The sequence below is a fragment of the Methylicorpusculum oleiharenae genome (genome assembly GCF_009828925.2).
In the GTDB taxonomy this organism is placed as follows: domain Bacteria; phylum Pseudomonadota; class Gammaproteobacteria; order Methylococcales; family Methylomonadaceae; genus Methylicorpusculum; species Methylicorpusculum oleiharenae.
The window spans coordinates 3,942,589-3,965,969 of sequence record NZ_WUTY02000001.1 but is presented as its reverse complement, the minus strand read 5'-3'; the positions used below and the strand labels follow the sequence as shown (position 1 = coordinate 3,965,969).

The following is a 23,381-nucleotide window of genomic DNA, read 5'->3' as shown; positions in this document are numbered from 1 at the left end:
TACATTACTGCTTATTGATTCATTGCGACTAAAAAGACCGCAAAAATTAATAGAGACATTCATTTTCTATTCAATAACCTAGCCGGACGGTAAATACATTTAGGTTAGGTCTCAGAATGAAATCTGAATTAATGTACCGAATGATCCATTCATCACAGAGGAAAAATTTATGATACAGCTGCAATTCATTACTAATCGCCCGCCTCAAAATCAGGCGCAGCGCCAATCCTGGCCAATCATTGGCCTTTTGCTTGTGTCTTTATCGATACTGACTGGCTGCCAATCCATGGGTGGGAATGATTCAGGCTCAAGGACCAATGCGGCTCAAATTGATCGTGAAGTGGATGCTGCCCTGGCCAAGCTTTACGAAACAACGCCTTCGGCCAGGCATCTTGCGGCTAAAGCCAAGGGGATACTGGTATTTCCGAATGTTATTAAGGCCGGATTTATTGGGGGTGCCGAATACGGCAAGGGTGCTATGAGAAAAAAAGGCAGAACCAGCGGCTATTATAATATCGTTGCCGGCTCTTATGGTCTGCAAGCCGGCGTGCAATCGTTCGGATACGCGATGTTTTTCATGAACGATACCGCATTAGCGAGTCTTGACAGTAGCAGGGGACTGGAAATCGGCGTGGGTCCGTCTATTGTGGTTCTGGATGAAGGTATGGCCAAGAAAGTCACCAGCACTACGCTTCGCGATGATGTCTACGCTTTTGTATTCGGGCAGCGAGGCCTCATGGCAGGATTGGGTTTACAAGGTTCCAAAATTACCCGGGTAAATCCATAAACAAATCTGACACCATGGCAGTAAGCATAGAAAAATAGTTAATTATTGCTTTATTTATTCATCAGGAGATCTAAAAATGGCAGGTAACCTTAATCAAAACATCGTCAGTATTTTCGGGCTGGCCCTGATTTTAACCCTATCGGGATGTTCCCCAATTAAACAGGCACGCAATGTTACCGAATCCAGTTTTTTGGGTGATTATTCGCAGCTGAAGGAAGGACAGGACGGTGAGGCGCTCAAGCTTTATATCAACCCGAGTTATCAACAATCCTGTAATACGTATAACAAAGTGCTGATTGAGCCGGTCAGTCTCTGGGTTCGAGATAACAGCGATCTGGCGGATCTTGATTCAGAAGAAAGGTCAACACTGGTAAATCATCTGCACGGTTCACTGGTGAACGAGTTGGGTAAACATTACCAGATCGTCAACACGCCGCAACCAGGAACTTTGCGGATCAGAACAGCAATTACCGAAGCCGAAGGATCGTGGGTGGTCCTCGATACTGTCTCTTCATTTGTACCCCAGTTGTTGGTAATGTCAAAATTGAAGGAAATAGCTACCGGAACGGCAACCTTCGTTGGCCGGGCCAGCGGGGAAGCCGAAATTACTGATGCCGTAACCGGCGAACGGTTTGCTGCGGCTGTTGACAGTATCGTAGGCGCCAAATCGGTAACCGGCGTAACCAGTCAATGGGACGATGTCACCAGAGCCTTTGATGCATGGTCGGGTCGATTGGCCTACCGATTGGTAAATTGCGGCCAAAGACCTCCTGAAGAGTAACGACAGTGGCTTAAGCCCGGAAGGATGCGGTGAGGTACGAACCGCATCAATCGCGACGGGATCTGTATCTCGTCCATTGGGGTGACGAAAAAAACTTATAGCAGGTACCCGCAGGTTAATGGCGCGAACGATGCGATTCACCTTGTTTACCGCATCCTAAGTGTTTTTCAGTCGTTAAAATGGCTGGAGTGGGCCCGATAAAGTTGAACTATTGATTTAAATAGGGGATGAAAAAACAATGAATACAACTAGCAAAAAAATTCGTAACACGCTGATGATCAGTGCTTTGTTGCTGGCCGCAGGATCAATGAATGCCTGGGCACAGAATTTGATGATTTACCCTGCTGCCGGGCAAAGTCCTCAACAACAACAGCAAGACCGGTATCAATGCCATAACTGGGCTGTTCAACAGTCCGGTTATGATCCCAGTAATCCGCCTGTGCAAAGTTCAACTCAGCGAGGAGCTGCTTTACCGGAAACGCTCAGAGGGGGTGCTCGCGGTGCTGCTGCAGGCGCGGCTATCGGCGCGATTGCCGGCGATGCAGGTAAAGGTGCCGCGATAGGCGCGGCCGCAGGGGGGATGAAACGCGGATTTCAGGAGCGCGACCGTCAGAAACAAGCCGCGTCAGCACCGCCTCCCGGATTAGATAACTATAACCGGGGCATGAAGTCCTGTCTGGGAGCACTGGGATATACAGTCAATTGATGGCCCGGATAGTAGGGAAAGTTAGACTTTGCCGGTTGGCTAAAAGAGTTCAATAAATTGAGCAAGCAGCATGTCTGAGCCGGAAGCAAACTGATCATGCCATCACCCCTAGGAGGTGACCGATGAAAACAAATAAACAATCGTTACTCAGGACGGCCCTCTACGCGGCGGTTTTGAGTTCCACCATCAGCTGTGTTGGTGAGCAGGAAGTGATGCGCCACGAAACGCTGGCGGACGCCCTGCCTGCTGCCAAGTCTGTCGAACTGCAGCCCCCGGTAGCCGGGAACATACTCAAGCGCATGGCAGATTATCTGGCCAAAACTCCGCAATTTACCGTTAATTTAACCGATAATTTTGACGTCATTCAGGACACAGGCCAAAAAATCGAGTTCGGCGAGAGCCGGAAAATTACCGTCAGTAGACCTAACGGTTTGCGTGTCGAGCTTGAAGAAAGCAGTGGTGAAAAGCATACCGTTGTCTATGACGGCAAGGACATCACCGTGTTCAATCCATCTCAAAACGTTTATGCACAGACTGCCAAACCAGGCGGTATCGACGAGGCGGTCATGTATTTTCTAAGGGATTTGCATATGCGTTTGCCGCTTGCCATGCTGTTAACCTCCCGCTTTCCGGCCGAAATTGAAAGCCGCACCCAAGCGCTGGACTATGTGGAGATGACTTCAATACACGGGATACCTACTCATCATCTGGCCGGACGCACTGAAACAGTGGATTATCAGGTTTGGATTGCAGACGGTGCTCAACCCTTACCCATCCGCATCGTGTTGACCTACAAAAATGCAGAGGGCCAGCCTCAGTTCAGAGCGCAATTTTCTGATTGGAATCTGACGCCTCAAATCAGCGATAAACAGTTTGCATTTACGCCACCCGAGGGAGCCCGGAAAATTTCTTTTGTCGCCCAATTACCCATCGGCACGGCTATAACCCCGGCTCATTCTGGAGGTAAACAATGAATACGAAACTTCTTCCGATTGTTATGGCTATTACAGCGACCTTTGTGATTTTGACGGGTGCCGATCAAGCCGCGGCGCGTGGGTTAGGAGGGGGGGGCGGTGGAGGCTTTTCCCGCGGTGGCGCTGCGGCTAGCGGCAGTTTTTCTTCCGGTGCCGCACGCAGTTCCATGAGCACCGGTGCTTCTGCTGCATCTGCCTCCAGGACTTCCAGTCGGACGCAGGCCGCTCAATCGGTTTCTGCAGATCGAACCCAGGCTTATTCTACAGCCTCTGCAAACAGGGCCGCGACTCAACAAAGCCGTCAGACCACTTCGACGGGGAACCAGGCTCAGAGACAGGATTCAAAGTCTCAGAATCAATCTCAGCGGCAGCAATATTCGAATGAAAATGTAGAGACACGGCAGGAAGGAGCAACGACTCGAGCCCAAGATCGTCAACAGGTTGCGCAGTCCTATCATGGCGGCTACTCCTCCGATTACCATGATGATAATAACTGGGATGATGGCGAAGTCGCCGCTGTAGCCATTGGCGCGGCTGCCATTGGTGCGATGGCGGGTTATGCTTCCGGCGAATCCAACACCACGCAAACTGCGGCACCCGCACCGTCAACGACGGTTGTTTATCCTGCGCCTGCTCCTGCCGGAAATGCGGGGCTACCTTGTACACCTAATACCACGGTTGTGGAAGGCGTTACCTATTATCAATGCGGGTCATCCTGGTATACCCAGGCTTATGGCAGTAACGGTGTGATTTATATGCCTGTAGCACCGCCTTATTAATCGCATTGTTCGTGTAATTGGTTGACATCGTGCCCCCGGCAGACCTTGCCGGGGGCACGATGTCATGAGTGACGAAGGCTTTTTACATCAAAATTCGGCATCATGGAAAACATTTTGCACGTCATCCAATTCATTGAGCATGTCTAAAAACTTTTCAAACATTGCCACATCATCGCCCGTAAGAAGCGTTGTGCCTTTTGGCAAAAATTGAATTTCGTCCACATCATAATCAATTTCGCCCAAGGCATCCGTTAAGGCTTGTTTGGCTTTAAAGTAGTCGGCCTGGGGAGTAAAAACGGTGATCTTACCGGCGTCCGTCTCGATATCAATAACATCAACATCGGCGGCCAGTAAGGCTTCAAGAACACTTTCATCGTCATCCTGTTTAAAGGCCAGGATAGCGGCATGATCAAACATATGACTGACGGTGCCTTGGGTGCCGATTTTACATTTTGTTTTGGTGAAACATTGGCGAACATCCCCAAACGTCCGGTTAGGATTGTCGGTCAGACAATCCACAATCACTTTACAACCGCCCGGGCCAAAACCTTCGTAGCGCGCCGGCGCGAAATCCTCACCGCCACCGCCTTTTGCCTTGTCTATGGCTTTTTCAATAACGTGAGTAGGCACTTGATCTTTCTTGGCCCGCTCAATCAGTCCGCGTAATGCTAAATTTCCGAGCGGGTCAATGCCCCCTGACTTAGCGCACACATAGATTTCACGGCCATATTTGCTGTAGACCTTCGCCTTGGCATCAGACGTTTTAGCCATGGAATCTTTTCGGTTTTGATACGCTCTACCCATTTGGCTGTTGCTCCTTTGACAACAATAATAAAGCGGTGGATTTTACAGATAACTATTTGTAGAGTGAAACTTTTAAGGCGCAGCACTAAAATTTAGTGGTCCATTAGCCGTATTGATTTTATACGTTTCGCACTTCAAATTTCGGCAGTGCCTAAGGAGGCAACAGTCGGGGAGTCGCTATTTTTGCGAAAGCTTGTTTTGGGCATCCCAGCCCAATCAAGCAGCAAAAATTACGCGACCACTGATGCCTCCGGCGGCCCCGATTCGTCCGCGTCGCCTCGTTTCGACCCAACAAGGGGTCGAAACATTGGCTCTCGCATGACTTAACGCCGTTTCGCGATGCCTTGCAGGTTTTCTCCGCACGCTACGAAAACCCGCCCGGCGCTACGGCTATCGGGGACTAAAAATCTTCACTTCGCTAAAGCTCCGTTTCCAAGATTTTCAGCGAATGTTCGGCAAAGGCTTTGCCAGCATGGATGCTGGCATAAAGCCTACAGGGATGGTTTTACGGTGTCCTTTGACGGGCACCCCGGTGCCGAATTTCGATCTACGAAGTCCATATATGGGTATATTCCAGCCTCAAAAATCAATCATCACTTTTGACGACCCTATCGCTATATTCTTCGATAGTGATGATGCCGCCCAAACGCTCGGCAATGTGCCGGTCACAGGCGGGTAACGCATCTTGCAATAGATCGATGCGTTTCCACTGGGGCAGGGGTGTTTCCTTATCCTCCTGAGGGACATAGCTTGACGAGGCGATGCGGCTCATTCTATGGATATAACGTGGACAGTTGATGAAGAGTTCACTTATTTTTACCCGGACAATCAATTCTGCACCCGGATATTCCGCTAAAAGAGAATCGTCTGAATGCGTGGATGCATCGCCATGAACGCGTATACGGTGCGGTGTTTCAAAATCGATAAACAGCATGCCGATTTTGGCATTGCCCTGAATATTGCCCATTGAAAGAAACATGCCATTGCCGTCGTAGCTGGGAAAAGCCAGTTCACCGGGATTGACCACTCTTACAAGACCTGGATTGCCGCCCTTATAAGAACAGGTGGGGTAGCCTCTATGATCAATCGTGGTAAGAAAGAAAAAATCCCGGCTTTCTATAAAGGGTTGATGTTGCTCATTGACGTGCCGTTCAACGATGATCTGCTGCAGTCTGTCCGCCAATTTGCGTGTGTCGTGCTCGTCCTGCATTTGGCGTTGCTGAGGGCTGAAAAAGTCATTCATGCTTTGATACTCCTGTCGGTTCGAAAAATTCATCCACATAGCTTGGTGCGGTTTATTTCATTTTAATGCATTTGAAGCTCTGCTGTTTGAGCTTGAAGAGAGCTATTGGGTAATGAGTTGCTGAATAAATTAGTGGTTCCAGCGAACAACCAGCCATTTTCGTTCTTCCACAAGCAGCAGCATTCCGATTGCACAAGGCATCATGAACAACCAAAATTCCGGGGCAAAAGGGGCAGTGCCAAAAACGAATTGTCCCCAAGGGGTATAGACAATTATCAGAATCAAGACAATCTCTACGGCAACACATTAACAATCTGCATCAGGATGAAGAATCGGAAAAAAACGTTTTTGTCGGCGTTGGTATTTTGCAGTACCGTGGTTTTGAAGGGTTGTCAGGAACAACAAGACACGGTAGCCAATGAGCCGCCGGTTAGACCCCTTAAGTTACTAACAATTGGTGACATCTCCTCCGATAAATCCCTAAAAATGCCAGGGACCGTAAGAGCTTCGGATCGTGTCGATCTTGCTTTTCAGGTGTCAGGCCCCTTGATTGAATTACCGGTCAAGGAAGGTCAACCCGTCAAAAAAGGCGATCTGCTTGCCCGCATCGACCCTCGCGACTATGAAACCAATCTGCGTAACACGATGGGTACTTTAGGGAATCGCTGAACAAATCATAATCCTAGCCATTCCTGTCTGCTAAAACGCAGTATTTTTAAAAAATGCGGCGGATGGTTTGGGCAAATAGCCCTCATTCACCACCTTTTGTCGCCGTCTAGCGCGTTTGGGCGCACGGTAGACGGATTTCGGCCTATAGGCCTCCATCAATTGGCGGCGCAACAGATACAAATTTGCCAATCCCACCAGCCAATTCACTTGGACGGTGTTTTTCTCCAAGCCCCGATAACGCGTTTTGCGAAAGCCGAATTGGCATTTGATGATTCGAAAAATATGCTCAACTCTGGCGCGGACAGGCGAGTATTGGCGGTTGCGCTTAAGTTGGCTGCTCGACAGGTTTTTTACCGGGCTTGCGTTTGTCGTTGACGCACCAGCTGAGACCCTGATGGCGTGAGCCTTTTTTATACTCATCGCTGGTGTAACCAGCATCCCCAAAGATGACTTGATCGTCTTCGCGCAGTAGCTTGGGCAGTTCCGCGTTGTCAGTGGTTTTCGCCGCCGTCACCGTCACGCTATTGGAAACCAACAAGCCTTGATCCTTCAGGTGTTCGTTAATAGCACCTCCGTCAGCTTGTGCTTTAGCCAATGCCGAAAATTCAGAATCGTCGTCTCGTCCGGCAGTGCTTCGGTGACACTGCCGAAGCCGGCAAAACGACGGATGCTGTCGATTTCATACAATGCATCTTCCATTTGACGATCCGAATATCTGAACCATTGTTGCATGCAGTGGATGCGCAACATGCAATCCAATGACATCGGTTGTCGGCCTCGGCGACTGCTTTGCGGGTAATGGGGTTCGAGCTGGAGTAACAATAACGCCCATGGCACCACTTGCTCCATTTCCGCCAGAAACTTTTCCCGCCGGGTTTGGCGCTTTTTACTGGCGTATTCAAGTTCAGCAAAACTGGTTTGGGTCGGTGTGCTCATCTGATAGTCCTGGCTGAGATCTGATGCCGCATAACTTGAGCAACTTAATGATAAATGGCTTTGCCTCGCTCACCTCATCCTGCTGCTTTTTAACAGTTGCGATAGCAATAAAGACTGCCTGATGTTGCGCCTTCGCTGGCCGCCACGGATGGCGGAAATACAGATTTTGCAGGGGCAAAAATCTGTCCACATTCATTATTTTTGCCCTTTAGAGTACAAATGGTTCCTCGCTACTACGAGCAACTCCGCCCACGTATCACCGTCAGTTTGTGTGCCTGTGGCACCCTCCAAAATTTAAGCGACTGCGTTTCATGGTGATTTTTTTGTCGTCTACGTAGACCATAGCTTCAGTCCTAAAAAGATCGTACTTCCAAAGTTCTGAGGTTGAAGCATTCCCAAATTCCAAGTAAGGTACTGAAGAAGGCATTTATGAGGCGGGTAATTACACAGTGTAAAAATGCACATTATTTTTCTTTCAGCAGAGCCTTCAAAAGAACTTCGCTCAAAAACGCTTGATTGCAAGACCCAGCCCCATATTGATTTTGATGGGCAAATTTATGAACCAGTCGGTTAACTGAATGAATAATCTTAATTCGAACAAATTGCGAGCGGATCCGAGAAATGCGATTCAAACAGGATTGACTTCTCGGGTGTCGGTGCGTTTGGTTGTCGTTGTTTGTTTGACTTTGCTGATTCCTTATGCTTGGGGTGCAGGTGATTCGGCGGTGCGCAAGGGTGTGGATGCGACCGGCGACGAACGCATAGCCTCAATCAAGTCAAGGCTTGCACAAATACAAAGCCATCTGTCCACTCTGGCTGCCGATGGCTTGGCGGCCCCTCCGGAAGCGGATGGCGACGAATGGTCAGAGTACAAGCGATTGCTTAACCTGATCGCCAATACCTATGAAACTCATCTTGATGCTTTGAATAAATTGAATGCTGTGCGCATTGCTCGGCAAGATTTTAATCAGCAAGCATCGGCTTGGTTGGGTTTTCCGGACCCCGGACCTTATTCTGTCGATTTTGTCGATGATTTATGGAAGCAGCTGCGAGCCAAGGAGCGAGAAATCGAAGCAGTCCGTATCGAACAAGCGATGTATGCCAGTCTCTTAGAATCTCGACGGCTTGCGCTTCGTAGTTCCGAACAGGCGTTAAGGAAAGCTCAAGAACAACTGGAAGCGGCCTTACCTGCAGCGGCTGACCGTTTGCGTTGGTATAGGGATCTGAGCGCGCTTCGCAATCAATTTGATCAAGCGCGCGTCGCATCAATCGATACCGAGCGCGAACTTCGGGACGAAATGTTGAGTTTGCGCAGTGGTCAAAATGAACTGCTGCTTCGCCAAGTGAGGACCGCAAGTTTGGTATCGCCTCTTAGCGAACAGGATCGCGACGCCAAGCTAGCGGTCTTAACTCAGCTGCAGTTTGAATTGGATAAAGAAACTCAGCAAGCGATTGAAAGTGATCGGATGCTTCAGAAGCAATGGCATCAAACCAGCGAGCGAATACGGGAGGCTGAGGCATTCTCCAGCGCCCTACTTCCGGAGGTGGCCGAACAGCAGAAGCATAATATCGAACGATTGAAGTCCGCATTAAGTACGCAAGTCATCGAAGCCGAGGCATCGAGTTCGACGCTCAAGGTCATGCGGTTGTTGGGCAGAATAGTGGTCGCTCGCCGTCATCTTTGGGAAACACGCTATCGAATCGAAAACGACAGCGATCCAAAAACGCTTGAGGATGCATTGGATGAGATTAATAAAGGACATGATCAATTAATATTATGGCAGCAGTTTTTCCTTTCCAGTTTCAATAAAACGCGCAGCCTTTTGGACAATCAGGAAAAAAAGCTAGCCGATTGGAAACCCGAATACGGCGATCGCGAATTGGCAGAGCGAGAGAGGCTGGCTTATTCCCTGCAAGAGTCGGTTTTACGGCGCATAGCCGGCGAAGTTGATGAGTTGGATGCGATGCTGCGCAGTTTGAAGCAATCGGTTCAATTGCGTTATGAAGGCATTACTTTAAGCGAACGTCTGAATGAACTCTATATCAATGTTGGCGGTTTGGTCGGTAACTTGTGGGATTTTGAGCTTTTTACGGTTGCCGACAAAATCGTTGCCGAAGGTAGGGAGATTGTCAGCCAGCGCAGCGTAACTGTTGGCAAGATTGTCCGTATGTTATTGATTTTGGGAATCGGATTATGGCTAGTCGCCAGAATAGCCGATTGTGGCAATCAGTTGATGTTGAAATATCTGCCCGGACGAGAAAGTGGGATACTGCTAAGCTTAAGGTTATTTACGTTATTCGCAGTCATCGCAATCGTCGTGTATGCGTTAGTTAGAGTTCACATACCGCTCACAGTATTTACATTTTTCGGTGGCGCATTGGCAATCGGCATCGGGTTCGGCGCGCAAAATATTATCAATAACTTTATCAGCGGCTTGATCTTATTGGTGGAACGCCCGATTAAGTTGGGTGATATCGTCGATGTTGAGGGAGTACGAGGTACGATAACGCATATCGGCAGTCGCTGTTGTCAAGTGCATTGTTTCGACGGTATCGATATGCTGATACCGAACAGCAGTTTCTTAGAAAAGAGCGTCACAAACTGGACGCTCTCCGATCAGTCTATCCGCTGCTCGATTACCGTCGGCATCGCTTACGGTTCGTCGGTTCGCGAAGCGTTACTATTGGTTGGGCAAGCGGCCGGTGAACATGGATTGGTGCTCAAATCGCCTGCTCCTGAAGTCTATCTGGAGGAGTTCGGTAACGATGCGCTCAATTTGACCTTGGACTTTTGGGTCGGAAATTTGAAACAAATCAACCGCCGCCGCGTGATGAGCGATATCCGCCATCGCATCGTCAAACTGTTTAACGAACGAGGTATCGAGATTGCGTTTCCTCAGCGTGACATACATTTGGATAGTTCAAAGCCATTCAAAGTAGAGCTTGTCAAGTCGGAGAACGAAACACCATCCAAATTGAAATGCACAATCGATAGGACGGAAGCATGATTATGGACTCATGGAATGTATCAACTCACTTTTTTTTGATGATGATGCTTCTTCTATTATCGGTTTTATATGCAATGCCGACAGCTAAGGCGGATGAAAATGCGGGTAATGCCGGACAGGATTTTACGAGGCCGCTGGGGAGAGTTGATGTTCGCTGGACTTATCGGGATCTGTCTGATGGCGTGGAATCGCACACGACAACGTTGCGTGCAGAACAACCCTGGGATCTGTCGGATCAATGGAAACTGAATACGCGCTTTGATATTCCCGGTATTTACAAAACGCTACCGAACGATAACCAAGGAAAGTGGGGATTAGGTAATGTCGATGTCCAAATGGGCCTGATTCATACGTTCAATTCGCGTTTTGCAATGGGCAGTGGCGTTCGAGGTATTTTTCCTACCGCATCCGATGATCGATTCGGTACCGGAAAATACCAGTTATTGATTGGCGGCGGCGGTCGAGTAATGCTGCCGGAAATCAGTTCCGGCAGCTTTATCGCGCCGCAGTTGCAGTACAATTTTGATATAGGCGGAGATCCTTCGAGTTCAGCAATCAGTGTGCTTCGCATTCAGCCGACTCTTCATGTCGGTCTACCGAAAGTTCAATTTTTGACTTTTTTAAGCAATGCCGATATTCGTTACAACTTCAATAACAAAAAATGGTTCTTGCCAATCGATGTGACCTACGGTAAACGTTGGGGCGACTTAATTTCATCGATTGAAGTTTCATATCCGATCATCGATGATCTGGATTTATATGAAGTCAAGACACAGCTCCGTGTCGGGTATTTTTTCTGAATGACGGTTGTTTCTAACCTAGCTATACCGAGCGCGGTCAAGCATGCGGAAAATGATAGGGGAATAACGGACGATTTTACAGTTTCAAAGACATGCTCCAACCCCATTTTACAGAAGAGGAAATTGATCAACATTACCGAAGATTGCGAGCGTGTGGACAGCGTATTCCGCCAATGCGTAAGCGAGAACAGCTCGGCATGTTTGGGAACGATGATGTACTTTGGTGTGCAGATCGGCGGCATGCCTTGGCTGCCGTTTCCAAGGCACTGGGGATAAGGCCGGAACAGTATCCGGCTACGATCTTTGTCGCCACGGTTGAAATTTTGTTGTTTTACACGTTTATCACAAGAATGCCAGCCTTCTTCGTATCAGGAGGTACGGCGTATCCTTCACCTCCACGGGAACTCATTGGAAATCGCAGGACTCGAGTGCGGCTCCAACGCACGCCGATCGGAACCGACTCCTGGACTATAATTTCTAGGCCTATGTTTGAGGAGGAAGAGAAGGGGCAATCACCGATTGTCACGACCCTGGAATGTTAAGTGTTAGCAACACAGGAACCTGGGTTGTTGATATATTCGATGACAGAACAGATAATAAGCCCCAATTGGAATCAATTGGCTGATCAGACCGGTAATTTTCCATATTTTAAAACTGGGCCTATTTGAAATGATGAAGTATTTGATTCCGCTTGTATTACTTATTATTTCCGGTTGTGCATCGGTTCTTTATAAAACCACCGATTATGCTGCCTTATATGGCCCTTCAGCGCCGAAAACAAGATTGATTACCCCAAATGAGCGGCTTGCTTCAAGCGTCTCTTTTTCCAAAGACGTCAAACCCATACTCGATTCCCGTTGTGTCGTTTGCCACGGCTGTTACGATGCACCTTGCCAGTTAAAGCTGGGATCAATCGACGGCATCGACAGAGGTGCAAGCAAACAAGTTGTTTACGATTTTGCCCGGCTTAAAGCGGCTGATCCAACTCGTTTATTTGTTGATGCTCAAGATACTGCCGCCTGGAGGAAAAAAGGTTTTCACTCGGTATTAAATGAGCGCAATGATTCAAAAGACGCCAATCTGGACAATTCTGTTCTGGCTAAGTTAATTCAGTTGAAACGCCTTAATCCCCAGCCTGTAGCAGGAAAATTGAGTAATGATTATGATCTGGGATTTGATCATTCACTGGAATGCCCAAACATGGATGAATTTACCCAATACCAGCATCAGCATCCAAATTGGGGAATGCCTTACGCCATGCCCGGTCTGTCTCTGAAAGAGGAGAACATCATTTTGCGATGGTTAGAACAAGGGGCAAAAGTGGAACCTCTGGAACCCTTGTCCAATCAGGCGATTAATGCTGTAAAAAAATGGGAAAATTATTTCAACGGCTCCAGCCTGAAACAGAAGCTTGTTTTTCGTTACCTGTATGAACATTTGTTTATTGGACACATTCATTTTAAGGGCCATCCTGATAATGAGTTTTTCCAATGGGTGCGTTCTAAAACGCCTTCAGGGCAACCTATCGTGGAAATTAACACTATCCGGCCCTATGACAATCCTGGGCCGGATCCTTTTTACTATCGCTTGAAGCGTGTGACTGAGACGATTGTAGACAAAAACCATTTTGTCTATGAGTTAAGCCATGACAAGATGAAGCGTTATGAGGCGCTGTTTTTCACTACCCCTTTTGAAGTCACCGATTTACCGGACTATAAAGCAGAGATAGCGGCAAACCCGTTTAGAGCATTCCATCAGATACCTCTGACAGCACGATATAAATTTCTGCTGGATGATGCTTATTATTTTGTGTCGGGATTTATCAAAGGGCCTGTATGCCGCGGTGAAGCGGCAACAGGCAGTATCCGTGATCACTTTTGGGTTGTTTTTAATCAGCCGGGCCAGATGGATCCGGAAAAAGTCAGCAAGGCTTTAGCTGAAAATAATCAGATATTGGGTTTGCCTGGGGAAGAATCCGATGGGATTGGTTTGTTCGGATGGAGCAAATATGACGAATTCGGCAAGCAATATCTGTATAGAAAAAATGAATTTTATGAACAGGTTCTTCCTGGCAGCCAGGGTTTTGGTTTAAATAACATATGGGACGGTGAGGGTCAAAATACGAATGCGGCGCTCACCGTTTTCAGACATTTCGATAGCGCAACGGTAACCAAAGGTCTGGTTGGCGATACGCCGCATACCGGATGGGTGGTCGATTACCCGATACTTGAACGTCTGCATTACTTATTGGTGGCTGGTTATAATGTTTATGGTACGGCGGGCCATCAATTAGCCAGCAGAACCTATATGGATATCCTGCGTCAGGATGCCGAAAATAATTTTTTGCGGTTTATGCCGGCCATGCAAAGACAGGTTATATATGACAGCTGGTATATGGGTTCAAAAGGAATGCTGACCGCTGATCCTTTGTTCAATATTGACCATGAAACCACAGTCCAATACCAAACTACTGATTATAAAAAAGAATTTTTTGATCAGGTCCGGTTGAGATTAGGCAATGCAGCCGGTTTGGCCGATACTATCAACCGGTGCGAGCAAGCCGATTGCGTCAGGACAGGTGTTAATGCTGTTCAGCGCTCCGTCGATAGCCAACTGCGTCAACTGGCAAGATTGAAAGGTCTTGAGTTAAGTGCTTTGCCGGAAATGTCTTTGCTGCGAGTAAAAACTGGCGAACCGCAGGGGGATCTGGTATATACACTGATTGTCAACAGGGCCTATAGCAGTCTATCAAGAATTCTCTTTCAGGATTCCCGCCGTGTTCCGGAATACGACACATTAACAGTGGTTTCCGGCTTTATCGGCAGTTATCCCAATTTTTTCTTTAGTGTCGATAAAAACCGGCTCGGCGAATTTATTCAGATGACACGAACGACCAGAACTGAGGCTGACCGGGAAAAATTCTACAGTGACATGGGAATACGAAGGACTAACTCCGCTATCTGGCCCTATTCAGACTGGTTTAATCGTGAGCATCGAAAAGAAAGAGGATTGGAAGCCGGGCTTCTGGATATGAATCGCTATCACAATTTGTAATTTGAATGAGTCTGAAAGTGATTGATCAGCAGATTTCCGATGACTTGCAAATGAAAAGGAGGTTGTCTTCGGAATAACTAATCCGTGATCAACCAGATTGGGTTATTTATAATGAGGAAATTATCATGCAACTAAAGCACCTGAGTTACCTTTTTCTGTTAATCACTAGGTCGGCGGTTCGAGCCCGTCCGGGGGAGCCAATCAAAACAAGGGCTTAGCAAAATTGCTAGGCCTTTTTTTTTGCCCATGGGACACTCACGGGACACTCAGGAAAAAAAAGCCACAATAAACGGCAATAATTACAGGTATTTTATTTTCCTGTAAATACGTCTACCCCCTACCTACAAAACCTACTAAAACCCCTGTTAAAAAAGTTTCAAATGCGCTTACCCCCTACCAGCTAAACCAGCTAAAACCCTTTTTTATTGCCCCATTGGGGAACCGTTTTACTTTCAGGCTTTGAATATCAAGGGAAAAACAGCAATGTACAAGTGATTGTTATTTGTTGTTAATTTTCGAGGGTTGTTGTAGTATCTTTTTCGAAGCAAAAAAAACGGGCCTGGAAGTGCTACCAACACCACCAAGCCCTTACCGATTCACTTAACGGCATAGGTTAAGCAAATGGCTAAACGTATCTTATCAAAAAACGCTAATTGCTTGCCTTCATATTGGAGCAAGTAGCATGGCAACTATCGAAACCCGCACCAATGACACCGGGGAAAAAAGCTATCGCGTAAAAGTCCGGTTAAAAGGCTTTCCACCACAAGCCGCAACTTTCGAACGCTTAACTGATGCCCGCAAATGGGCCGCTTCGACTGAATCAGCAATTCGCGAGAATCGACACTTCAAAACCGCCGAAAGCAAAAAGCATACATTTTCCGAAATGGTGAACCGATACGTTAAGGATGTTTTACCCGGCAAACCTAAGCAAGCCGTCAAACAAAAGCAGCAGCTTGAATGGTGGGCCGAAAAAATGGGCGTTTATGTCCTGGCTGATATAACCCCGGCTTTAATTGTTCAATACCGCGACGAATTAGCCAGCGGCGAAACCTACCGAGGAACACAACGAAGCGGGGCCACTGTGGTTCGATACATGGCAGCGCTAAGCCACGCCTTCACAATTGCCGTTAATGAATGGGGTTGGCTTGATGATAACCCCATGCGGAAAGTTAAAAAGCCTAAAGAGTCACGCGGGCGGGTTAGATACCTGGATGATGCCGAGCGTGAACGCTTTTTAGCCGCTTGCAAAGAATCTAGCAGCAAAGAACTTTATTTGTGTGTAATTTTGGCGCTTAGCACTGGAATGAGACAGGCTGAACTAATGGGCCTGAAATGGCAGGACGTGAACTTAAAAGACGGTTTTATTATCCTTCATGAAACCAAGAACGGCGAACGGCGGCGCGTTCCACTTTCCGGCCATGGCCTTGAATTGCTGAAACAACACGCCAAAGTTAGGCGGCTTGATACTGATTTACTATTTCCTGGAACCATTCACGCAAATAAGCCGGTAAGCCTTAGACGGCCATTCGAGAACGCCCTACAAGCGGCAGAAATAACCAATTTTCATTGGCATGACTTAAGGCATTGCACCGCGTCTTATTTAGCCATGAGCGGCGCGTCACTGGCTGAAATATCCGAGATTTTAGGGCACAAAACCTTATCCATGGTTAAGCGTTACGCCCACCTATCAGACGGTCATGTTTCGAGCGTAGTTAGTCGAATGAACGATAAGATATTCGGGGGCGCTTGATGAAGCTAGACGAGAATTTAAAGCGGCGCGAAATTCGCCCAAAAGAAAGGGAAAAACAACAGCGGTTATTCAGCGCATGGCGTAACCGTCAAAAAGACGAACTTGAATTAATGGCTACACATAAATTATTACCTGAATTTTTATGTATTGATGACATTGCTACCCTTTCCGGCCATTACACAGGGGCGTTAGAAAGCATAATCAGACTTTCAGGGGTTGAATTTGAAGAGCAAGAAATTCAAGAAGGGCATGGACTTTTAAAAGGATTTACCCGGCAAAAATACAAAGAGTTCCTTCAAAGTTCCGGACAATGGCCCCCTAATGGGTTGTTGTTTAATTGGTGGAGCCTGGAAAAGCCAGATGTTTTGCCCAAAATAACCACCAAGAGCAAACGAGAACATCAGCTTCATTCTTTGATTTGGCGCGTTTGGCAATCCCTTAACAAAGACGGGCATGCAAATGTGAATCGAGTTTGGAATGAATTGCAGAAAAATTACGAAAAATACGACACTGAAGAAATTATTCAAGAAGTAACGGCTCAAGAGATTTTATGGATATCAACTTACGGAACTGAGCGGAGAAATAAAAAAACGGGCTTAAACAGCGTAATTAGTCGACTGAAAAGAAACCCACCTATCTAAAACATTTGCGGCTAAGAGAACATTTTGCAATGCAAGCTTAGCCGCAAAAGTCACAAGTAACAATTGCCCCAAGCCGTAAATGACGGCGAATAACGAACAAGGGCGATTATGAACGCACAGATACAAACCACCCAAGAACCTACACAAAAACCAAGCCGGTTAATACCTGTTACCAACTGGAACGACTTTCACCCATGGCCCCCAATCGGCGGCTTACGTCACTTAATATTCAACGAAAAAACAAACGGGTTCAAAACTGCGTTTAAGCGGGTTGGTAAACGCGTTCTGATTGATGAGACTGAATTTTTCGCATGTGTTGAACGGAATAACGGCGGTTCAAAATGAGAGCGCCGTCATTCCCTAAAACCAACACATTAACAGGCCGCGCATTGATGCGACTATTACAGGGAAAAAAATTTACGCATAGGGACTTTTTTAGCGAAACAGCAAGCTACAGACTTTCAGGTTATATCTTGAATCTTCGGAACCGGCATGGCTGGCAGGTTGAGGCAATTAAAGAAACTTCACCAACAAATGATAAGGGCCGTAAAGCAACTTACGCGCGTTATTCAATTGAAAAGGATGTTTTAAGATTGGCTAAGGCTGAATTAGGAGCTGAACGAGTCACTAACTTCATTCATGCGGTTCAGAAATTTGAGGCGGGCGAATGAGCTATTTAAAACGAAAACCGAACCGGGCGAGCGAAACCCGGAACGGCATATATCAAAACAAAATCAATCGGCGGCCTGATTATATCAAACAAAATTTAAAGCCAATAGACTTTTACCGCCATGAATTACCAGGGGCAAAGTTCAAGCGGCCCGGCTGGAATAATGGGGGATTATGTCCCTTTCATAGCGATACAAGGCAGGGTAGTTTTCACGTTAGCCTTGAGACTGGCGGTTATAAGTGTTTTGCTTGTGGTGCGGCTGGCGGGGATATTATCGCCTTCACAATGAACCGTTACGGGTTAAGTTTTACTGATTCGCTGGAAAAGCTGGCTAATGATTGGGGGCTTACATGAACACGATACCCCGAACGTTTGAAGGAAAGCCATTAAAGGCGAGCTGGAATTATCTTAACCAGGACGGCGAACTTTTAGGGATTGTTGGCCGATACCAGAACGGCAGCGATAAAAAAGAAATCATTCCCTATTTTAAGCGGAACGGCTCCGGTTTTGCGGCCGGTATCGAGTTAAACCCGCGGCCCTTGTTTGGCTTGGATAAGTTAGCAGCTCACCCAAAAAACAAGGCTGTTTTTATTTGTGAAGGTGAAAAACCAGCGGCGGCCCTGCATAGCTTAGGCGTTTGCGCGGTTACCAGTTTGGGCGGTTCTCAATCGGCTTTAAAGTCTAGCTGGCAGCCGTTAAACAGCTTTAAAACCGTGTTTATTTTGCCTGATAACGACGAACCAGGGCAACACTATGCCCGGGACGTTTACGCGGCCCTGATGCGCTTGGAAGAGTCCCCAGAGGTTAAACTGCTTAGGCTTTCCGACTTACCTGAAGGCGGTGACGTGGTGGACTGGTTACAAGAGTTTTCCCCCGATTGGGACGGCTTGCAACCATTCCCTGACACCGAAAAAGCATGGGCGCTTACTGACTTCAAAGCCGAGCTGAAAAAGGCTGAACCCGTTCCTGAAGAATGGGCCATGACTGACAAAGCTGATAACACCGGCTTTATCTGGGAAACTCCGGGCGAAATTGAAAGCAACACGCCCCCGGTTGATGCGTTCCGGCTTGAAATAATGCCGGAACCTTTCCGGCCTTGGCTGGCTGATGTTAGTCATCGTATGCAATCACCGGCTGACTTTGCGGCGATTAGCCTTGTTACGGTTATTGGCTCGCTCATTGGCGCGGGTTGTTCTATCAAGCCGAAACGCTTCGATAGTTGGGAGGTTGTCCCGAATCTATGGGGGGCATGTATCGGCAGGCCTTCGGTTGTCTTGAAATCGCCTAGCATGAAAGAACCTATGCAGTTCCTGGAACGTTTGCAAGCTGATTATTCGAAGCAATTCGAGCAAGGTATTGCGGCTATGGAATTTGAGCACATTAAATACAAAGCCGTTGAAGAGGATATTAAAGCCAGAACCAGCAAGGCGGCAAAGGGCACGAAAAAAGACGGCGTTATTTCGGATGAAGAAATGGCAAAACTGGAAGCGGATTACCTAAGCCTGAAAGAAAAAACACCACCCGAACCAGTTAGGCGGCAATTCAAGACGAATGAAACCAGCATACAGTCAATGACTGTTTTACAGAACCAAAACCCGAGGGGCTTACTGTTTTTCCGGGATGAACTCACCGGCTTACTTGCACGATGGGAGCGGGAAGAACATTCGGACGAAAGAACCTACTTCATGACGGGATTTAATGGATATGGCAGTTATACCGATAACAAAATCGGCAGGGGCTTAACTGACTGTCCAAACGTTTGCATATCGTTACTGGGAGGCATACAGCCGGATAAGCTAAAGATTTATTTATATCAAGCAATGAAGGGGCTTAACGATGGCTTAGTTCAACGCCTACAGTTAGCCGTCTGGCCTGATGAACCTGAAACCTGGGAGCTGGTAGACACCAAGCCAGACAATGCCGCAAAGAATCGAGTTTATGACATTTTTAAAGTATTGGCTGAAATTGATTTTACCAGATATGGAGCTAATCAAGGGGACGATGACGACCGGCCATTTTTTAGATTCGACGATGCCGGGCAAGCTGTTTTCAATAGCTGGCTGACTGAATTGCAAACCGTAAAGATTCGAGGCGATGAACACCCGGTAATGATTGAACACCTTGGAAAGTACGGTTCTTTGATGCCTAGCCTTGCCGTTATATTCCATCTGGTTGAGGTTGCAGACGGCAAAGCCCCCGGCCCGGTTACAGAGCGGGCGGCATTGCTGGCGGCTGAATGGTGCAAGTATCTGGAAAGTCACGCGCGGCGAGTTTATGCCATGGCTCAAAGTCCCGAGCATGAAGCGGCTTTAAGGCTGGCTGAAAAGATACGGGCAAAAGCCTTGCCTAGTCCGTTTACCCGGAAACATGTTTATGACAAAGGCTGGCATGGGCTGAAGGATAAAGAGGAAATCGAGGCGGCTTGTAATGTTTTGATTGAAGAAAATTGGTTAGTGGTGATACGCAAACCGATGACAGGAAGCAGAGGGCGGCCCCCTTTACCGGAATATCATATTCACCCCGTTTTTCCCCGTAAAACCCTAGAGTATGAACCAGCTAAAACCGCTAAATTATTTTAGCCATTTTAGCGGGTTGCTACTAGGCACATTCCAGGGAAAATTTTTTACTGAATAGCAGAATGAGAGAACGATATTTTTTCCTGTAAATCCCTAGAGCATGAACCTACAAAAACTACAGAATTATTTTTGTAGGTTTAGTAGGTTGGCACTCTAGCAATTCCAGGGAAATTTTTTACTGAATTGAAAGCAGAACGGAACAAGATTAAATCGTTACACGATGGAAAGATTAAAAACGGACACGCGTGTCCGATTTGAGAATGACAGGGGCTATACCCCCCCTACCAGGGTAAAAAATCAAAGAGTTGTTTTATCCTGACCACGCCCGAAACTCTTTCCACGCGGCTTATGCGTTTAGGGGAAAAAACCCAATAGATTTTTAACAACAAACCGAGAGATAAAAAATGACTACATCAAAGAAAACACCCTATCAATCATTTAGTGACGATGACGCCTTGACATCCGAGCGCATTAAACCGGATTGGCTAACAGGTGATGCGTCAAAGATTTGGGATAAGTGGGCACCGGGTTGCGTTGCAAGTGGCCGGTTAAATGGAGACTATGCAGAACTCTTTGGCGAGCTGTGCGAATTGCGGCCCAGGCTTTTGAAATTCAGACAACAACTTGATGCTGAGGGTTGGACTTTCAAAACCGAGGGCGGCAGAAACGGCGATTTATTAAAGCCTCACCCATTGGCGCAACTTCACAACGAAGCACACCGGCAATTTGTGACATTAAGTAACAAGTTTGGATTGAGTCCGAGAGGTGCGGCAGGTATCAAGCAGATTGAGCAATATGACGCTGAAGATGCGGCTTTTGAGGCGCTGTGATGTGCAATATTTAGTAAACAATCAATTCCCTAGCTATAAACCATGCCAAGACGCTAAAACCTAATAATATCAAGGCCTACAGGCTGGCATGATTAATGTAATAGGCGATTGTCAACCAAATGAAGCACTACCCCGCATAACATTTTTTCAAAACTTTAGTGTCCCATGGGACACTGGCGGGACACTTGCCAGAAAATAAGGGCAATTATTAACAGCAAACCACAACTAACAAAATAGACAAAGTATTGAATTATCTATTGTTATTTGTTGTGATAATTTACGGTTTATTGACTTCATGGGACTGTTAATGCCTTGCTCAGCAATATCAGCTTAATCGTTAAAATTAAATTAAGACCCAGTTACCTGTTAATCAGCAACTCATGCGCTGTTGTTCAATAGTGAATGGTTGTTTTAGTCCTTCTGGTTATACCTATACTTCGCGCGGTCATGTTTGCGGCTTATATGACAAGGCTATTTTGTTTGACGCTTACAGGGATGTAAGCGGTAGACTGCGTCGGGAACTGGCAGTCGAGAGCAAGGCGCGGAAACAGGCGCATTGCAAGCTCTGTAACTGTTTTCGCAAAGCTTCCGTTCCCTGCTCACGCTCCTTACCTACATCCATGTAGGTAACGCCGCTATCGGACAAAAGAGCGCGTCAGAAAACCTCAAATGTGGTCGCGCGAAGTATATACCAGACATTGAGTACTGAAAGGCTGTAAACCTTTCAAAACTCGCCTATTAATTTGGAACATAATAATGAAAAAAATCTCTCTTCTCGCAATGTTTGCTTTTCTGCTGGTACTGTCCGGATGCACCTCTGTTACATCAGGTATCAACGTCAGTGCTGAAGTCGACGAAACGGTAAAATTCAGTGGTTATAAAAGTTATGCCTGGATCGGTGATGTAGCCGTTTTAGACGATCCGGAAAACAAATGGCAACCGCCGAAAATGAATGTCGCTGAAGACATAAAATTCCTTATTGACCGTGAATTGCGTAAACGTGGTCTGGTTAACCACGCGGAAAACCCTGATTTAGCCGTCATCTATTTTATGGGCGTTGATATGGAAGCGATGAAATTGAAAACCGATCCGAAAACCAAAAAGAATATTCTTAAAAAAGTCCCTGGTGCGTCACTGGTGGTTGCTCTAATTGACGCAAAAACCGAATACGCGATCTGGGTGGGTGAAGCAAGCAGTGATCTGACCGAAAATCCAAGCGAAGATACGTTACGTAAACGTCTGGATTATGCCGTTACAGAAATGTTTAAAAAACTGCCGAAAGATTAAGCACTGCCCGGTTTAAGATTTCAATGGACGGCCGATCAGGCATCGGTCGTCTTATTTTCAGACCATTCGTCACGACGAACTCCTTTGTCGAGACTGATTTTCTTACCTGTAAACAACGTTTTGGACAATGCGTTAAATGACGTATAGGGATAAATCCGGCGTCAGCGTAAAGTAGACTTTACTGTTTAAGAGGTTAACTTCATGATTTCTTCATTCCACGTTCAAATTGTCAAAGCCGGTTTTTTAAGTACGGTGATAGCAGCATTGACGATCAGTTGTACGGGATTTTCTTCAAGCAAACCGGTCACATTTGATGCGGCTTCAGTCAAGGGCATGGTCTTTGCCTTACAGCGCAATTCAGTCACTGAGGATATTTCTGAAAGTGACAATCAAGCCATCGCAGCACAAGTATCTGCCAATTTATCAACTTGGGGCTATTCGGTAAGCGAAATCTCGGGTTCGCAGGCGACGCACCGATTGGAAGGCAGTGTCGGTGAAATCAAAAAAAGCTCGACACCGACCGGTTTTTCTTTCTCATCCGGAAATTCAGATCCTCGAGCCTTGGATTTTCAAAAAGCCAAGATCGTACCGGTAAGCTGCTCTTTAATTGCCATCGGCAATGGCGAGCTGCTTGATACTTATACGATGGAATTCAGCGCAGCATCGGGTTGGAGCGGCACTGAGCTGAGCATGACATCAGACAAGTTGATTGACTGGGTCAGTACCACTTGTCTTAATCAGCTCAAAGAACTCAATATCAACAAGATCAACGTGACCACACCGGATGAACAAAGCAAGCAAACCATTAAACCAGGCTGGGCACCCGATGTGCTGATTGAAGTTGAAACACCGTTAGAGGTAGAGGAGCCGTTACCTAAAACCGCTGAACCGGTTAAAAATATCCGTGTCGAAAAAGAACCGCGCAAACAAATGACCATCCATAATCAAGGTACGCCGCTGATATTAAAATTCGGCAGAGACCGGCATGGCAATTAATAAGTCACTGTTAGCATGAGGCGTTGATCGTTTGACAGAAGCGTCACTCCGGCAGAGCGTGCCCCGGCATTCCCCGACCGGGGCAGGCTC

20 protein-coding genes and 1 pseudogene are annotated in these 23,381 nt (G+C 46.9%); 18 read left to right on the top strand and 3 right to left on the bottom strand.

Annotated features, from left to right (window positions below):
* The first annotated feature begins 169 nt into the window (after positions 1–169).
* The 5 genes from GO003_RS17960 to GO003_RS17940 all read left to right on the top strand — a co-directional run bounded on the left by GO003_RS17960 (position 170) and on the right by GO003_RS17940 (position 4,027).
* Positions 170–787, top strand: a complete 618-nt coding sequence (locus tag GO003_RS17960) for a lipid-binding SYLF domain-containing protein (protein WP_159658336.1) — start codon at positions 170–172, stop codon at positions 785–787.
* Between the two features lie 76 nt (positions 788–863).
* The gene (locus GO003_RS17955; protein ID WP_159658335.1) at positions 864–1,568 is read left to right on the top strand and encodes a DUF3313 domain-containing protein; all 705 of its coding nucleotides are present in this window, start codon (positions 864–866) and stop codon (positions 1,566–1,568) included.
* Positions 1,569–1,806: 238 nt separating this feature from the next.
* Complete coding sequence (locus GO003_RS17950) at positions 1,807–2,274, top strand: glycine zipper family protein (protein ID WP_159658334.1); 468 nt, start codon at positions 1,807–1,809, stop codon at positions 2,272–2,274.
* 122 nt (positions 2,275–2,396) lie between these two features.
* The gene (locus tag GO003_RS17945; protein WP_231089063.1) at positions 2,397–3,248 is read left to right on the top strand and encodes a DUF2092 domain-containing protein; all 852 of its coding nucleotides are present in this window, start codon (positions 2,397–2,399) and stop codon (positions 3,246–3,248) included.
* On the top strand, positions 3,245–4,027 hold the full coding sequence (locus GO003_RS17940; RefSeq protein ID WP_159658333.1) for a hypothetical protein: 783 nt from the start codon (positions 3,245–3,247) through the stop codon (positions 4,025–4,027). The genes GO003_RS17945 and GO003_RS17940 overlap by 4 nt, the downstream gene beginning before the upstream one ends.
* An 87-nt stretch (positions 4,028–4,114) precedes the next feature.
* On the opposite strand, the gene GO003_RS17935 is transcribed toward GO003_RS17940, so the two are convergent.
* Both GO003_RS17935 and GO003_RS17930 read right to left on the bottom strand, forming a co-directional pair.
* Positions 4,115–4,831 carry a YebC/PmpR family DNA-binding transcriptional regulator gene (locus tag GO003_RS17935; protein ID WP_159658332.1) on the bottom strand — a complete coding sequence of 239 codons (717 nt, stop codon included), beginning with the start codon at positions 4,829–4,831 and terminating at the stop codon, positions 4,115–4,117.
* A 586-nt stretch (positions 4,832–5,417) separates the two neighbouring features.
* Complete coding sequence (locus GO003_RS17930) at positions 5,418–6,074, bottom strand: pyridoxamine 5'-phosphate oxidase family protein (RefSeq protein WP_159658331.1); 657 nt, start codon at positions 6,072–6,074, stop codon at positions 5,418–5,420.
* A 105-nt stretch (positions 6,075–6,179) separates the two neighbouring features.
* On the opposite strand from GO003_RS17930, the gene GO003_RS26780 reads away from it, so the two are divergent.
* Complete coding sequence (locus tag GO003_RS26780) at positions 6,180–6,743, top strand: biotin/lipoyl-binding protein (RefSeq protein WP_456238217.1); 564 nt, start codon at positions 6,180–6,182, stop codon at positions 6,741–6,743.
* Positions 6,744–6,896: 153 nt separating this feature from the next.
* Here GO003_RS26780 and GO003_RS17915 read toward each other — a convergent pair.
* Positions 6,897–7,679 (bottom strand): annotated as a pseudogene (locus GO003_RS17915) (IS5 family transposase); the annotation flags it as partial.
* Between the two features lie 578 nt (positions 7,680–8,257).
* Between GO003_RS17915 and GO003_RS17910 the strand changes: the two are divergent.
* The 12 genes from GO003_RS17910 to GO003_RS17855 all read left to right on the top strand — a co-directional run bounded on the left by GO003_RS17910 (position 8,258) and on the right by GO003_RS17855 (position 23,291).
* The gene (locus GO003_RS17910; protein ID WP_159658330.1) at positions 8,258–10,687 is read left to right on the top strand and encodes a mechanosensitive ion channel domain-containing protein; all 2,430 of its coding nucleotides are present in this window, start codon (positions 8,258–8,260) and stop codon (positions 10,685–10,687) included.
* Positions 10,688–10,689: 2 nt separating this feature from the next.
* A complete protein-coding gene (locus GO003_RS17905) occupies positions 10,690–11,487 on the top strand; it encodes a hypothetical protein (RefSeq protein ID WP_159658329.1) in 798 nt (265 codons plus the stop codon).
* Between the two features lie 92 nt (positions 11,488–11,579).
* Positions 11,580–12,029: a hypothetical protein gene (locus GO003_RS17900; RefSeq protein ID WP_159658328.1), complete on the top strand. Its 450-nt coding sequence runs from the start codon at positions 11,580–11,582 to the stop codon at positions 12,027–12,029.
* A gap of 127 nt (positions 12,030–12,156) precedes the next feature.
* A complete protein-coding gene (locus tag GO003_RS17895; protein WP_231089061.1) occupies positions 12,157–14,541 on the top strand; it encodes a fatty acid cis/trans isomerase in 2,385 nt (794 codons plus the stop codon).
* Positions 14,542–15,223: 682 nt separating this feature from the next.
* On the top strand, positions 15,224–16,291 hold the full coding sequence (locus GO003_RS17890; RefSeq protein WP_231089060.1) for a tyrosine-type recombinase/integrase: 1,068 nt from the start codon (positions 15,224–15,226) through the stop codon (positions 16,289–16,291).
* Positions 16,291–16,932 (top strand): hypothetical protein, encoded by a 642-nt coding sequence (locus GO003_RS17885; RefSeq protein WP_159659122.1) that lies wholly within the window; start codon positions 16,291–16,293, stop codon positions 16,930–16,932. Before GO003_RS17890 ends, GO003_RS17885 begins: the two co-directional genes overlap by 1 nt.
* Positions 16,933–17,273: 341 nt before the next feature.
* Positions 17,274–17,603 carry a hypothetical protein gene (locus GO003_RS17880; protein ID WP_231089059.1) on the top strand — a complete coding sequence of 110 codons (330 nt, stop codon included), beginning with the start codon at positions 17,274–17,276 and terminating at the stop codon, positions 17,601–17,603.
* The gene (locus tag GO003_RS17875; RefSeq protein WP_231089058.1) at positions 17,600–17,956 is read left to right on the top strand and encodes a CHC2 zinc finger domain-containing protein; all 357 of its coding nucleotides are present in this window, start codon (positions 17,600–17,602) and stop codon (positions 17,954–17,956) included. Before GO003_RS17880 ends, GO003_RS17875 begins: the two co-directional genes overlap by 4 nt.
* Positions 17,953–20,181: a DUF3987 domain-containing protein gene (locus tag GO003_RS17870; protein ID WP_231089057.1), complete on the top strand. Its 2,229-nt coding sequence runs from the start codon at positions 17,953–17,955 to the stop codon at positions 20,179–20,181. The genes GO003_RS17875 and GO003_RS17870 overlap by 4 nt, the downstream gene beginning before the upstream one ends.
* Before the next feature lie 401 nt (positions 20,182–20,582).
* Positions 20,583–21,008, top strand: a complete 426-nt coding sequence (locus GO003_RS17865) for a P27 family phage terminase small subunit (RefSeq protein WP_231089056.1) — start codon at positions 20,583–20,585, stop codon at positions 21,006–21,008.
* 756 nt (positions 21,009–21,764) lie between these two features.
* On the top strand, positions 21,765–22,295 hold the full coding sequence (locus GO003_RS17860; RefSeq protein ID WP_159658020.1) for a DUF4136 domain-containing protein: 531 nt from the start codon (positions 21,765–21,767) through the stop codon (positions 22,293–22,295).
* 201 nt (positions 22,296–22,496) lie between these two features.
* Positions 22,497–23,291: a hypothetical protein gene (locus GO003_RS17855; protein WP_159658019.1), complete on the top strand. Its 795-nt coding sequence runs from the start codon at positions 22,497–22,499 to the stop codon at positions 23,289–23,291.
* The last annotated feature ends 90 nt before the right edge of the window (positions 23,292–23,381 follow it).